Source organism: Bacillus sp. PAMC28748, from assembly GCF_014250415.1.
In the GTDB taxonomy this organism is placed as follows: domain Bacteria; phylum Bacillota; class Bacilli; order Bacillales; family Bacillaceae; genus Bacillus; species Bacillus licheniformis.
In genome coordinates this window covers 2492206-2505444 of the sequence record NZ_CP060192.1, presented here as the reverse complement: position 1 = coordinate 2505444, position 13239 = coordinate 2492206, and the positions used below count along the sequence as shown (strand labels likewise).

At 42.2% G+C, this 13239-nt stretch carries 11 protein-coding genes, 1 pseudogene and 1 other annotated feature; of the genes and pseudogenes, 1 reads left to right on the top strand and 11 read right to left on the bottom strand.

The annotated features are described in order from the left end of the window. Positions 1–48: 48 nt before the first annotated feature. The 7 genes and pseudogenes from spxA to H7F26_RS12705 all read right to left on the bottom strand — a co-directional run bounded on the left by spxA (position 49) and on the right by H7F26_RS12705 (position 7016). Entirely contained in the window at positions 49–444 is a 396-nt protein-coding gene (gene spxA / locus H7F26_RS12735; protein WP_009328833.1) for a transcriptional regulator SpxA, read from the bottom strand. 177 nt (positions 445–621) lie between these two features. Beyond that, the gene (locus H7F26_RS12730) at positions 622–1200 is read right to left on the bottom strand and encodes a GNAT family N-acetyltransferase (RefSeq protein WP_003180619.1); all 579 of its coding nucleotides are present in this window, start codon (positions 1198–1200) and stop codon (positions 622–624) included. Between the two features lie 230 nt (positions 1201–1430). Continuing rightward, positions 1431–2354 (bottom strand): ABC transporter ATP-binding protein, encoded by a 924-nt coding sequence (locus H7F26_RS12725; protein ID WP_011197769.1) that lies wholly within the window; start codon positions 2352–2354, stop codon positions 1431–1433. A gap of 1 nt (position 2355) precedes the next feature. Beyond that, positions 2356–3423, bottom strand: coding sequence for an ABC transporter ATP-binding protein (locus H7F26_RS12720; RefSeq protein WP_003180615.1), 1068 nt, complete (start codon positions 3421–3423; stop codon positions 2356–2358). Positions 3424–3436: 13 nt separating this feature from the next. After that, the gene (locus H7F26_RS12715; protein ID WP_003180613.1) at positions 3437–4354 is read right to left on the bottom strand and encodes an ABC transporter permease; all 918 of its coding nucleotides are present in this window, start codon (positions 4352–4354) and stop codon (positions 3437–3439) included. Between the two features lie 4 nt (positions 4355–4358). Further along, entirely contained in the window at positions 4359–5294 is a 936-nt protein-coding gene (locus tag H7F26_RS12710; RefSeq protein WP_003180611.1) for an ABC transporter permease, read from the bottom strand. A 95-nt stretch (positions 5295–5389) separates the two neighbouring features. Continuing rightward, positions 5390–7016: pseudogene (locus H7F26_RS12705) on the bottom strand (peptide ABC transporter substrate-binding protein). A gap of 461 nt (positions 7017–7477) precedes the next feature. Further along, positions 7478–7699, top strand: a binding site (T-box leader). A 54-nt stretch (positions 7700–7753) separates the two neighbouring features. On the opposite strand from H7F26_RS12705, the gene trpS reads away from it, so the two are divergent. Further along, positions 7754–8746 (top strand): tryptophan--tRNA ligase, encoded by a 993-nt coding sequence (gene trpS, locus H7F26_RS12700; RefSeq protein WP_185855185.1) that lies wholly within the window; start codon positions 7754–7756, stop codon positions 8744–8746. 242 nt (positions 8747–8988) lie between these two features. On the opposite strand, the gene H7F26_RS12695 is transcribed toward trpS, so the two are convergent. The 4 genes from H7F26_RS12695 to H7F26_RS12680 form a co-directional block, all read right to left on the bottom strand. Continuing rightward, positions 8989–9741 (bottom strand): YjbA family protein, encoded by a 753-nt coding sequence (locus H7F26_RS12695; RefSeq protein WP_017474221.1) that lies wholly within the window; start codon positions 9739–9741, stop codon positions 8989–8991. A 212-nt stretch (positions 9742–9953) separates the two neighbouring features. Then, complete coding sequence (locus H7F26_RS12690) at positions 9954–11219, bottom strand: MFS transporter (RefSeq protein WP_009328836.1); 1266 nt, start codon at positions 11217–11219, stop codon at positions 9954–9956. Positions 11220–11251: 32 nt separating this feature from the next. Continuing rightward, positions 11252–11809 carry a flavoprotein gene (locus tag H7F26_RS12685; RefSeq protein ID WP_009328837.1) on the bottom strand — a complete coding sequence of 186 codons (558 nt, stop codon included), beginning with the start codon at positions 11807–11809 and terminating at the stop codon, positions 11252–11254. Further along, positions 11802–13154 carry a radical SAM/SPASM domain-containing protein gene (locus H7F26_RS12680; protein WP_009328838.1) on the bottom strand — a complete coding sequence of 451 codons (1353 nt, stop codon included), beginning with the start codon at positions 13152–13154 and terminating at the stop codon, positions 11802–11804. Before H7F26_RS12680 ends, H7F26_RS12685 begins: the two co-directional genes overlap by 8 nt. Positions 13155–13239: the final 85 nt, after the last annotated feature.

Here is a 13239-nt window from a genome sequence, read left to right as displayed (position 1 = left end):
AACGATTTTGTCTACAACTAAAAGAAGGCTGAAAAATTCAGCCTTCTTTTAGTTTGCAAGACGCTGCGCTTCACGAAGCTGGAATGTGCGCACTTTGCGCGGCAGGAAGCGGCGGATTTCGTCTTCGTTGTATCCAACCTGCAGGCGCTTTTCGTCAATGATGATCGGACGGCGCAAAAGGCCCGGATGTTCATTGATGAGCTGGTACAGCTCTTGAAGCGGCATTGTTTCAAGGTTGACGTTCAGCTTTTGGAACACTTTGGAACGAGTTGAAATAATTTCGTCTGTTCCGTCCTCCGTCATTCGTAAAATCTCTTTTATTTCATCAATTGATAAAGGCTCTGAAAAAATATTTCTTTCCGTAAACGGAATATCATGTTCTTCTAGCCATGCGCGCGCCTTTCTGCAAGACGTGCAGCTTGGGGATGTATATAATGTAACCATATTGCTTCACTCCTTAAAAAGTAGAATGAAATTAGCGTATTCTTAAATTGAAATAACTCTAAAAAAGTAATCTTTATTGAGTATTATACTATAAAAAAGTAAGTGTGAACAGTCTGTAACAGAAATTTTTTGACAATCCAGTGACTTTTGCTTTTTTATGCCAGGTCTTATTCTCATTTAGCTTAATTCATCGAAAATGTTCTTCTGTTTATGATCGTCAACAATCGTAAGGACGTCATCCACATCTTCATAAGATTCTCCATACCATTTTTCATCTTTGTATGTATGGATTTTTTCGTACGTTTCTTTCATCGCGTCAAACACTTCTTTCTCTGTGTTTGATTTTGGAGACCAATACAGAATCTCCATTTTGTTCACTTTGCCGGTTGCGAGTGACCGGCGGCGGTAACCAATCGACTCAGCGTGTTTAAAGTTTTCCTTTTGATAAAATTTAAGACGTTTCGCCGTATCGGCATCATCTTCATCCACGGGCTCAACTTCGAGTAGGATCGGTTTGTTTTTCTTTTTCAGCTTCTCAATCAGCTTGGATCCAAGTCCCTGTCCTCGTGCGTCTTTAGAAACGAATAAATAGTCGATGAAAATAAAAGAGTCGAATTCGGCGTACATCAACACATGATGACGGCCTTCTTCTTTATGGTAAATATCGTTTTGTTCCTTTAACAATGCTTCCATATGCTCTTTTGATTTCATTTCTTCAATAGGGAAATACTCGCTAAGCTTCTCATACCAGTTCATTGATTTGCTCCTTATGGATGTTCTAATTTCACACTTTAGATATACCCGCTTTCTTTTTAGTTTAAACAAAATCTTTTTTAGAAAGGAGCTTCATTGAAGCTGAGCATGTTACCTACATATACTAAGACGGTTGTCTTACGCTAAGGTTTCAAATTTTTTCTCAAAAAAATTGCCGGCTGTGGTTCTGCATCAAAAAAGACAGCCTTGTGACGGCTGTCTTCCTGCTTCGTTTATTTGGATTGATAGGCTTTAAATTCTTCCTCTGTACACATGACGAAATGGCCGGGCTTTACTTCGCGGAGCTCCATCTGTTCGTCGCCTTTCAGCTGATGGACGGACGGATCATACGTCTTCCGCACGCGCGTGCGCTCATAATCCGGATCAGGCAGAGGAATGGCGGAAAGCAATGATTGTGTATACGGATGAAGCGGATTTTCATACAATTCATCTGCCGGCGCCAATTCAACAAGCTTCCCGAAATACATGACGCCGATCCTGTCGCTGATATATTTGACCATCGACAGATCGTGAGCGATGAAAAGGTATGTCAGTCCTCTTTCCTTTTGCAAATCCTTCATTAAATTGACGACTTGCGCCTGAATGGACACGTCCAGTGCAGAGATCGGTTCATCGGCAATGATGAATTCCGGTTCGACCGCCAGCGCCCTTGCGATTCCAATCCGCTGGCGCTGTCCGCCGGAAAACTCGTGCGGATAGCGGTTCGCGTGTTCTTTATTTAAGCCGACGAGATTGAGGAGTTCATGAACGCGCTCAAGCCGTTCTTTTTTCGTTTTGGCCAAACCGTGGATGTCAATACCTTCTGCGATGATGTCGGCAACCGTCATCCGCGGATTCAAGGATGCATACGGGTCCTGAAAAATCATCTGCATCTTCCGGTTGAATTCGAGAAGGTCCTTGGCAGACTTTTTGTCGTGGACATTCTTTCCCTTAAACAAGACTTCTCCGGAAGTCGCTTGATACAAACGAATGATCGAACGGCCGGTCGTCGACTTTCCGCAGCCGGACTCTCCGACAAGACCGAGCGTTTCCCCTTTGTAAATGTCAAAAGAGATTCCGTCAACAGCTTTTACAATCCCTTTCGGCGTTGAAAAGTGCTGTTTTAAATTCTTGATTTCGAGCAGTTTTTCTGCCATGTCATTCACCTTCTTTCACTTGAACCGGTTTTTCATACTGATTTTTAAACTCCTTCATCTTGCTTTTGACAGCCGCCGGAGGCTCGACTTTTGGAGCATCCGGATGCAAAAGCCATGACTTCACATAATGTGTATCAGATATTTTAAACATCGGCGGCTCCTGTTCAAAATCGATTTTCATTGCGTACGGGCTTCTTAACGCAAAGGCATCGCCCTTCGGCGGATTGGTCAAATCCGGCGGAGAGCCCGGTATCGCCATTAATTCCTCATCACCGTCATTGTCAAGGCTCGGCATTGAAGCCAGCAGCCCCCATGTATACGGATGCTTCGGATTGTAGAAAATCTCGTCGACCGTACCGATCTCCACAATCTGTCCCGCGTACATGACGGCGACTCTGTCGGCGACGTTCGCGACAACGCCGAGATCGTGCGTAATAAAAATGATGGATGTCTCGATCTTTTTCTGCAGGTCTTTCATCAGCTCTAAAATCTGCGCCTGAATCGTCACATCAAGAGCCGTTGTCGGTTCGTCCGCAATTAAAAGCTTTGGATTGGCCGCAAGCGCCATTGCGATGACGACGCGCTGCCGCATCCCGCCGCTGAATTCGTGCGGATACTGGTTGACGCGGCGTTCAGGCATCGGAATTCCGACAAGGCTGAGAAGCTCTACCGCCCGCTTATTGGCCTCTTCTTTTGAGATTTTTTCATGCTTAAACAGCACTTCTGTGATTTGGCGGCCGACTTTCATTGTAGGGTTCAAAGAAGTCATCGGATCCTGAAAGATCATGCCGATCTCTTTTCCCCTGATCGACTGCATCTCTTTTTCCGTTTTCGGAACCAGGTCTTGTCCGTCAAATAAGATTTGTCCGTTTTTAAAATAGCCCGGCGGCATCGGAATCAGTTTCATAATTGCCTGTGAAGTGACGCTTTTACCTGATCCGGATTCACCGACGATCGCAAGCGTCTCTCCTTTGTCAACATGAAAGTTGACGCCGCGGATCGCCTGTACTTCTCCGGCGTATGTTTTAAAAGAAATGGCTAAATCTTTCACTTCAAGTAAGTGTTTCATCTTTCTCACTCCTTTATTTACGCAGCTTCGGATCTAAAGCGTCGCGCAGTCCGTCGCCGATAACGTTGAATGCAAACATGGTCAGACAGATAAAAGTAGCCGGGAAGAACAGGCGCCAAGGGTAGTATTCCAATCCCTGAACACCGTCTGTTGCCATCGTTCCCCAGCTTGCAAGCGGCTGCGGAACCCCGAGGCCGAGGTAGCTTAAAAACGCCTCATAGAAAATAGCCGTAGGAACGGTTAATGTCATGGTGACCAAGATCGGGCTCATGATGTTGGGCAGCAGGTGCTTTCTGATAATGCGCGAGTTTTTCGCTCCCAATGTTCTTGAGGCGAGTACGAACTCCTGATTTTTAAGCTGGAGTACTTGGCCCCGGACGATTCTCGCCATGTTGATCCAGCCCGTAATAACCATCGCCACGATCATCGTGATCAGGCCTTTTCCCATAACAACGAGCAGCAGGATGGTCATTAATAAAGAAGGAATCGCCCATAAAATATCTGCTATTCTCATCATAATTTCATCCGTACGTCCGCCTCTGATGCCGGAAATCGCACCCCATATCACACCGATCAAAACGTCGATCAGCGCAGCAGCGAGTCCGATTGTCAGCGAGATGCGGGCGCCGACCCATGTACGGACGAATACGTCCCTTCCAAGGTCATCTGTTCCAAACCAGTGCTCACCGCTTGGCGGCTGGTTCGCATTCGTTAAATCTGTTTCTTCATATTGAAAGCTTGAGAACACCGGCGCGAAGATAGCCATCAGAGCGATCAGGATCAGAACCACCAGTCCAAACAGCGCCAGCTTGTTTTCTTTAAATCTCAAGAATACGTCTGTCCAAAAAGAAAGGTTTTTCTTTGAGATCTTTTCGGCTTCGCTATGGTCAACAGCTGCAGGTTCAAACATGTCTTTTGGTATTTGCTGCATCCTCTTACTCCCCTTTCTTAGCGCCAAACAATTTAATGCGCGGATCAATTAAGCCGTATAAAAGATCGACAATCAAGACGCAAAGCAGCAAGATTGCCCCGAAGAAGACGGTAACGCCCATGATCACCGTATAGTCTCGGTTCGTAATGCTTGTGACAAAGTGCATGCCGAGTCCTGGTATACCGAAGACTTTTTCGACGACAAACGTTCCTGTCAAAATGGACGCCGCCATTGGGCCCATATATGTAACAACCGGCATGATGGCATTTCGTATCGCATGCTTAAACGTAACGGCTGATGTGCTCAAACCTTTTGCACGCGCCGTGCGGATATAGTCGCTGCTCAACACTTCAAGCATGCTGGAGCGCGTCAAACGGGCGATAAACGCCATCGGCATCGAGGCAACAGCGATTGCAGGAAGCACAGTATGTCCCCATGACTCCCATTGCGCGACAGGAAACATGCCCAGCTTCATTGCCAGCACGTATTGGAGAAGCGCGGCCATGATGAAGTTCGGCACAGAGATCCCGACAACCGCAATGATCATCGCTGTGTAGTCCTGCCACTTGTTTCGCTTCAGCGCGGCGATCACGCCGAACAATACGCCGAAAGCGAGCGCAAGGCAAATCGCTTCCAATCCGAGTGTAAAAGAAATCGGGAACCCTGAGCTGATCAAGTCGTTCACAGTTTGTCCCTTATATTTAAATGACGGCCCGAAATCCCACTTTGCTACCGATACTAAATAATCGAGATATTGTTTAAAAAGAGGCTGGTCTAAACCATAGTAGGAATTGAGACTGGCTTCAATTGCAGGGGGAAGTTTCCTCTCGCCTGAAAAGGGTCCGCCCGGTATCGCTCTCATCAGGAAGAAGGTAGCTGTTACGATAACCCAGAGAGAAATTAACATATAAACAAGACGACGGCCTAAATATTTAATCAATTTTACACACCTCCGAATATTCAGTCTATTAACTTCTTTTCATAAATAAAAGTATATGGGGGGAAAGTCTAAGCCCCATATACTTTCATGCAATTTTATTCAAAATGCGCGGTTTTGAAATAGATCTCACCTGTACCGGTCAGAACAAAGTCTTTTAAGCTTTCATCATGAAGATACGGCATTGTGTAGAAGTAGATCGGTGCGACCGGCAGCTCATCCATGATGATGCTTTCCGCTTCTTTCATCAGCTCGATGCGTTTCGCTGAATCAGTTTCTCTTGATGCTTTATTCAGCAGCTCTTTATACTTCGCGTTTTCCCAGTTCGTATCATTGTTTCCGCCTTCTTTGTCGCGGTATGTTTCAAGGAAGTTCATCCCGTCGTTAAAGTCGGCGGTCCAGCCTAAACGGCCGATTTGATAGTTTCCGGCATGGAGCTTATCGATGTAAACGTTCCATTCTTCATTGCCTAATTCCACATCTACGCCCAGTTCCTTGTTCCACATTTCCTGAACGGCTTGAGCGATTTTTTGGTGCGCTTCATCCGTGTTGTAGGAAAGCGTGATTTTCGGAAGGTCTGACGCTTTTTTCAAACCGAGCTCTTTCAAGCCTTTTTCCAAGTGTTCTTTCGCCTTATCGACATCATGGTCTTTGAAATAGCCTTTGTTGGATTCAAAGCCGTGGACCGCCGGCGGCACTAATCCCATCGCAGGCAGCTGTTCCGCTTGTGTGATGTTTTTGACGATCGCTTCGCGGTTGATCGCGTATGTCAGTGCTTTACGAATGTTGACATTGTTAAGCGGAGCCGCTTCAGTGTTGAATTTGTACAGGTAAACCGATGCGAACGGATCAATTTGCAGGCCTTCTTTTTTCAGGCTTGGAATCGCGTCCGTTGAAATCTGATCAAGCGGCTGCCCTACAAAGTCAAGCTCGCCTTTTTTGTACATGTTCAGACCCGTGTTCGGATCGTTGACCATCGCCATATTGATTTTCTTCAGCTTAACAGCGTCTTTATCCCAGTACTGGTCGTTTTTCTCCAGCACGATGTTACCGCCGTGCTTCCATTTCGCCATTTTGAAAGGTCCGTTAGATACGTAGTTCTCGTCTGCGTTTGTGTACCATTTCGGATTCTTCTCTGCTACCTTTTTATTGACTGGCATATATGTGTAGAATGCCGTCAGTTCAGTAAAATACGGTGTCGGTTTTTCAAGCTCGACTTTTAAAGTCTTATCATTTAACAGCTTTAACGCCGACATCTTCAATTTTCCCTTTGCCGGTGTTCGCCGCTTCTCCGCCTTTTAAGTAGTAAAGCTGATACGCATATTGCGACTCGTTTTTAGGGTCGAGCGCCCATTTCCATGCGTATTCAAAATCCTCTGCTGTTACAGGATCTCCATTTGACCATTTCGCGTCGCGGAGCGTGAATGTGTATGTTTTCTGGTCGTCGCTGACTTCGATTTTTTCGGCTGCCGCTTCAACCGGCTTTCCGTCTTTGCCGATGGTCGTCAATCCTTCAAAAGTCTGACGAAGCACGTTTGCAGACACCGAATCGTTTGCGAGTCCCGGATGTAGTGAAAACGGTTCTGTTTTAATGTTGACATTTAATGTGTCTTTCCCTTTGCTGTCTTTTTTACCGCCGTCACCGGAGCTTGAGCCGAAGCCGCAGGCGCTGAGGACGAGTGTGAAAATGAGCATTAAACTGATAAATGACAAACGCTTTTTCAAAGAGAAACCCCCCCAATTTCTTGTTTTTTTAGTTCCTTACTCCTGAACATTCAGATTTATCATAAAAAAGTAATAGGCCCACTTGCCATACTTTTTCCTCTGTTTCGTCTTTTCTGAATATTTGTTATGTAAGAAACCTGTAACACCGAGGTGAACAAATTCATTATAATTAATAGAATAATTTATTGCAATATTAATTTTCAATTATTTTTTTATTCAAACTATTTATGATTGTCAGGTTTTCTACCAAATGTACAAATACACTTCTCTGTTTTAAAGCGTAACCACATTAAAAGGAAAGTTAATGTTTTACATGTTAAAACGTTTTACACGTATAACATTCGCCATTCTTTATATCGAACCGAACGATGCCGCGCCAACTTTATTCAGCCCGGTATTCGTTTTCTTTTCCCCGGGGTTGTCGACTTTCATTTAAAATTTATATATAATAAAATTATGAATAACATGCGATGAAGAAGAAGAGTACACATTTCTCCCCATTTAAAGAGAGTCCGCGGTGCTGGGAGCGGATAATGGCGAATGTGGAATGGGCTTCTGAGCAGCTGACCGAACACGGATAAGTAGGCTCAGCCGGAGAAGACTCCGTTACAAACGTCTAGAGCGATTTCATTTTGACCATAATGAAATAATCAGGGTGGCACCACGGTTCATTCGTCCCTTTTCTTTTGAGGGAAGAGTGGGCCTTTTTATTTTGAAATGAAAAGAGAGGGATTCACATGAAAAAAACGATTTTTTCCGGTATCCAGCCGAGCGGCTCTGTCACCCTCGGCAACTATATCGGAGCGATGAAGCAGTTTGTCGACTTGCAGGATGACTACAACTGTTACTTCTGCATCGTCGATCAGCACGCGATCACAGTCCCGCAGGACCGGCTCGCGCTGAGAAAGAACATCCGGAACCTTGCCGCGCTGTATTTGGCGGTCGGCCTCGATCCGAAAAAAGCGACGCTGTTTATCCAATCGGAAGTGCCTGCACACGCCCAGGCGGGATGGATGCTTCAGTGCGTCGCCTACATCGGCGAGCTTGAGCGCATGACGCAGTACAAGGATAAATCAGCCGGAAAAGAAGCCGTCGTCTCCGGGCTTTTGACATATCCTCCATTAATGGCGGCGGACATCCTGCTTTATGGAACAGACGTCGTCCCTGTCGGCGAAGATCAGAAGCAGCATCTTGAATTAACCCGGAACTTGGCGGAGCGTTTTAATAAGAAATACAATGACATCTTCACGGTTCCGGAGGTTAAAATACCGAAAGTCGGCGCCCGCATTATGTCGCTTGCCGATCCGCTCAAAAAAATGAGCAAATCAGATCCGAACCAAAAATCGTTCATCACCCTGCTCGATGATCCAAAGCAGCTCGAGAAAAAAATCAAAAGCGCTGTCACGGACTCCGACGGAATCGTCAAATATGATAAAGAAAACAAACCCGGTGTATCCAACCTTCTGACGATCTATTCGATTCTCGGACAAGTCTCAATCGAAGAGCTTGAGGCGAAATACGAAGGCAAAGGCTACGGCGAATTTAAATCAGACCTTGCCGAAGTCGTCATCGGCGCGCTGAAGCCGATTCAAGACCGCTACCACGAATTGATCGAATCTGAAGAGCTGGACCGGATTTTGGACGAAGGCGCAGAACGCGCAAATCAAACCGCAAACAAGATGCTGAAAAAAATGGAAAATGCAATGGGGCTCGGCCGAAAAAGACGCTGATTCAAAAAACACCTTTCGATTGTTCGAATCGGAAGGTGTTTTTCATTGAGAACAGCCGCCGCTCCGAATACAATTGCCTTCAGACCACGATATTTCTATAATAAATAATTCAAGACACATGTCTTCAGTCCTTCGTTGACCGCTTTGTCAGAAAGACAGCTCACATTTTTTATTTTTTAATATAGAATTTCCGCTTTTCCAAATAAAAAGACCGCCTCACTCTCGGCAGTCTTTATTTTAATTTAGTTGACTTTAGACTCATTCTCAATTTCCCAAAGCTTTTCAAAAAACGGCTGTCCTTTAATCAAATTTTCACAAAAGTCCCTGTGCTTGTCTGACCATCCGTCGATCGTCTCATTGAAAAGCATGTCCCAAATTTCTTCAAATGTCATGCGCTTGATCTGTTCATACATATACGGGTTCCATTCGGTGTACCAATAGGCGATCTCGGCCCGGTTTTGGAGCCCTTTGAGCTGATCGAGCGCCATGAACAGCAGCTGTTTGAGCTGGCGTTCTTTTCTCGTTAATCCTCTGACATGCTCCGGTGATAAGGATAAAATGTGGTATTCCTTGGAAGATTGCAGCTTCTCTGGTGCAAAATCGTAAGTTTCCTCTTCAACGTCCTTCACCATTTCATAAACGAGCTGCTCCTGTCTCGGGATGAGGCGGCTTTTTCTTACCGGTATTGTATAACCGGCCGTATCGACCGCAAGAATACCGATGCCGTCCGTTACGACGAAACAATGATCAAGCTGTGTCCGCTCATGATTTTTGCGAATATATGCTTTTTGATGAACATCGTTCAATAATTCGGCCGGAAGCTCTGACAAATCATTTTCTATGTAGTGAAACAAAACAGACGACACCCTTAACAAAGGCACCTGGTCAAGCAATTCAACACTGTCTTCCTTCCGCCATTCATGAAAGTGGCAGACGTTGTAGCCATTTTCTTCTCCCTCAAACCAATTCACCCACACATCATGAAGAAATAACATTTCTAACCCCTCACTTTTAATAAAAACTGTTGTCCACAGTATAGGCAAGGGGGAAGGAATTTATTCCAACCGGCTGAGATTATGGCAATTGCGATCAAAAAAAGCCAAGGGCGGCACCCCTCAGCTTTTTATTTAATATTCTTCGGATCAAGCGCATCGCGGAGTCCAGACAATGGGCAAAATCATGATGACTGAATGAAGCAATTCACACATTATTTATTCAACACGTTTGTAAAAAAGCTGTATTCTTTAGCGTTTATTTTTTCTGATGAAGGAATTGATCTTAAAGAAGACTGAAACACCCAATAAACAGATACAAACAGCATGGCAATTCCTCCTATAAAGAAAACCTTATCGCTGCCGATCAATGACGCGGTAAACCCTCCCAGCAAAGATCCAAAAGGAGCTGCTATGCTTGTCAAACTTGCGATAAAAGAAAAAACTCTCCCTATAAACTCTTCCGGCAGTATGCTTTGCAAAATGGACATGAAAATGACGTTTGTCACGCCGATGGATATTTGAGACAAACCAAATAAAATAATCGATATGTATGAAGAGGTGGCGATCGCCGAAATACTCCATAAAACCCCTGAAATGAAAAATCCGTATATCGTAAGTGATCCTATCGAGAATCGGCCAAACACTGTTGCGAATATTGAACCTAACAGTAAACCGCATGACATGGAAGCCAAATAATATCCATAGTATTCTTCTCCTCCTCTAATCGAAGAGAAGCTTGGCAAAATCACAATCGTCGCACTAAGCATGAAATTGGAAATCATCGAGCCCAAGAGGATTTTTGGAATGAGGGAATGACGAATGAGTGTAAATCCCTCTTTTATATCCGTTGTATAATTGTGTATGACTTTTTTGAAGTGGAATCGGGGCTTATGTTCTATCTCATTTTTTTGTTCTAATTTTACGCACTTAAAAAACAGCGCCGCTAACAAAAAAGTGAAAGAGTCAACTAAGTATATGCTTATAGCTCCTGCCGAAGCAATCACAATACCTGCAATACCAGTAAATATAATATCTGTACCCTGATATGAAAATGACATAATTGAGTTTGCTTTAACCAGATCTTGACTTTTGATGATTTTAGGCAGTGCGGCAGATTGCGCAGGATAAGTAAATTGCTCAATGAATACGATAAGAGGCATAATCATCATGATGATCCAAATGTTCAAATATCCACTGAAATAAAAAAACGGAATAATCAACACCAGAATAGCTTGAATGAGTTGACTCCAAACCAAAACTTTATTTAATCTGACTTTATCAACAATCGGACCTGTTAAAAATTGCAAAACAGTTGGGAACATCGTCAAAAAACCAGCTAATCCGGAATAAAATGTACTTTTTGATAAATCAAACACAAGCCACATTGCCGCAACTGTATACATACTGTCCCCAATATTGGTTACCAAACGCCCCAATATCAAGAATAAAAAGTTTTTATTTTTCAATACGCTTAACATCGTTAATACCTCTATTCATTTAACAGGACTGTTTAGCTTTTTGATAAAACGGTTCCTTTTTCACTTAGCAATTTCAAAAGTTCATCAGGATCTGGAAGCCCCGCTTCAGTTTGAACAATTTCCCCACTTGATGCTTTTATTCCCAAGCTGGTAGTATTAACAAAAATATGCCCGAACTCTTTTATAATTTTTACATTTTTTTGTACAGCAGGATTATTCCACATTTCATTGTTCATGTTTGGAGCAATATATATAGCCTCTGAATAATTAAGTACACTTAAACTTAAAAGGTCATTGGCAGCTCCGTTAGCTATTTTTGAAAGCGTAGCCGCAGAAGTAGGAAGTATAAGGAAACGATCTATTTCGTTTACTAGTTCTACGTGTAAGATTTTAGAAGAACAATCAGAAAAAACATTCTCATAAACTCCTTGAACAAAAGGCCTTATAGCTCGCGGAGATAGGAATCGTTGAGCATTTTCTGTCAAAATAACATCTATGTCATATTCGTCGCGTAAAGTATAGATAAATTGAGGAAGGTTGATTGCACCAATTGTACCTGTAACCCCTAACAACATCTTTTTTTTACCCATAAATGGAGTCCTCCTCTACAAGGTTTAGATATCTCTTAAGGTTTTGTTTTATTGGCGGACATGGAGTTTTTTCCGCTTCAATCCGTTCTAAAGGGCAAGCATTTCCTTGACAGGCAGGTCTAAAATAGCATTTAGTGCAATTCGGATCTTCATTAGCTCCTCCGGAAAGCCAAAGTGAGAGCCTTTCTTCATATAATTCCATTTCTCCATTCTCTTTAATATCGCCAACGTGATTTAACGGGTTATTAAATGCAACTGTACATTTGTATACCATCCCATCTGATCCAATAACATAAGAATTTGGATTTGATGCATAACATTCTGAACCCCCAGGCTCCATAAATCCTTTATAAAAATTAAAATTAAATCCTTGTTCTTGTGCATATTCATAATAGGGAAATAAATCTTTGGTATTACATAAATGAATATTACTAGATTGTTCTCCTTTTAAATTGAGAACAGGGATAAAATGCATTAAAAATCTAGGATCATCTTTAAACAAATCTCTCATTAAATCTATATAATCATACATCACTTCAGAAACATCTTTACTGATATTTGATCTTAGAAGTATAGAATATTCATAACTTGTGTTTTTTAAATTGACCAAATTTTCAATAATTTTATTAAATGTTGGACCCCCGTCTTTTTTTATTCTTTGTCTATCATGAGTTTGACTATTACCATCCAAAGTAATTTGAAAATTACTAACATTAAGTTCTATTAACTTCTTAAATTTTTCCTCATCTAAATTATATCCATTTGTTGTTATATCTGCAAAATAATCTACCTTATTTTTATTACACAACACTTTAATTTCTTCAGACAGTTCTTGGATTACATTAAAAGATTCTAAGGGCTCTCCTCCAAACCAAGATATATTTAAATTTTTGTAGCTCACCAATTCTTTTTCAAGAAAATTCAAAATCCCCTTTTTTACATGAGTTTTCATTTCCTTTTTTAAAAAATCCTCGTAGCAGTAAATGCATCGAAAATTACAGTCTTCATTTGGCAACAGGATTAAATGCAATGTTCGATTTTCTGATAATAACTTAAATTTTTGAGCAGTTGCTTTTTTATACTCATCTGTGTCATATCTTACAATAAATCCTTTGTTATATAAAAGATCAATCCACTTATCACCTTTTTCAAATTTTATTTCTCTTCTATGCAATATATTTAGTACTTTTTCTTTTGTTCCATTTGAAAATTTGATAATTTCCCCAGTATAAGAATTATAAAGCTTAATTTCTTCATTGTTTTTTTTGAGTATAATATTAAATCTTGATGGCTTTAACTTAATCTTTTCCAACACATGAATTTGGTTTTTGTTTCTATTAAACAAAAGTATTCCCCCTTATAGCTTTTAAAAAATTGCTAGAGTCAACTTTATATTCTATCTCTGATGTATTTGTCTAAAAGGGTGTTAA

What these genes read in the sequence shown, in the direction of transcription:
- spxA (WP_009328833.1), bottom strand. Translation starts at nt 444, where the DNA reads ATGGTTACATTATATACATCCCCAAGCTGCACGTCTTGCAGAAAGGCG.
- H7F26_RS12730 (WP_003180619.1), bottom strand. Translation starts at nt 1,200, where the DNA reads ATGAACTGGTATGAGAAGCTTAGCGAGTATTTCCCTATTGAAGAAATG.
- H7F26_RS12725 (WP_011197769.1), bottom strand. Translation starts at nt 2,354, where the DNA reads ATGGCAGAAAAACTGCTCGAAATCAAGAATTTAAAACAGCACTTTTCA.
- H7F26_RS12720 (WP_003180615.1), bottom strand. Translation starts at nt 3,423, where the DNA reads ATGAAACACTTACTTGAAGTGAAAGATTTAGCCATTTCTTTTAAAACA.
- H7F26_RS12715 (WP_003180613.1), bottom strand. Translation starts at nt 4,354, where the DNA reads ATGCAGCAAATACCAAAAGACATGTTTGAACCTGCAGCTGTTGACCAT.
- trpS (WP_185855185.1), top strand. Translation starts at nt 7,754, where the DNA reads ATGAAAAAAACGATTTTTTCCGGTATCCAGCCGAGCGGCTCTGTCACC.
- H7F26_RS12695 (WP_017474221.1), bottom strand. Translation starts at nt 9,741, where the DNA reads ATGTTATTTCTTCATGATGTGTGGGTGAATTGGTTTGAGGGAGAAGAA.
- H7F26_RS12690 (WP_009328836.1), bottom strand. Translation starts at nt 11,219, where the DNA reads ATGTTAAGCGTATTGAAAAATAAAAACTTTTTATTCTTGATATTGGGG.
- H7F26_RS12685 (WP_009328837.1), bottom strand. Translation starts at nt 11,809, where the DNA reads ATGGGTAAAAAAAAGATGTTGTTAGGGGTTACAGGTACAATTGGTGCA.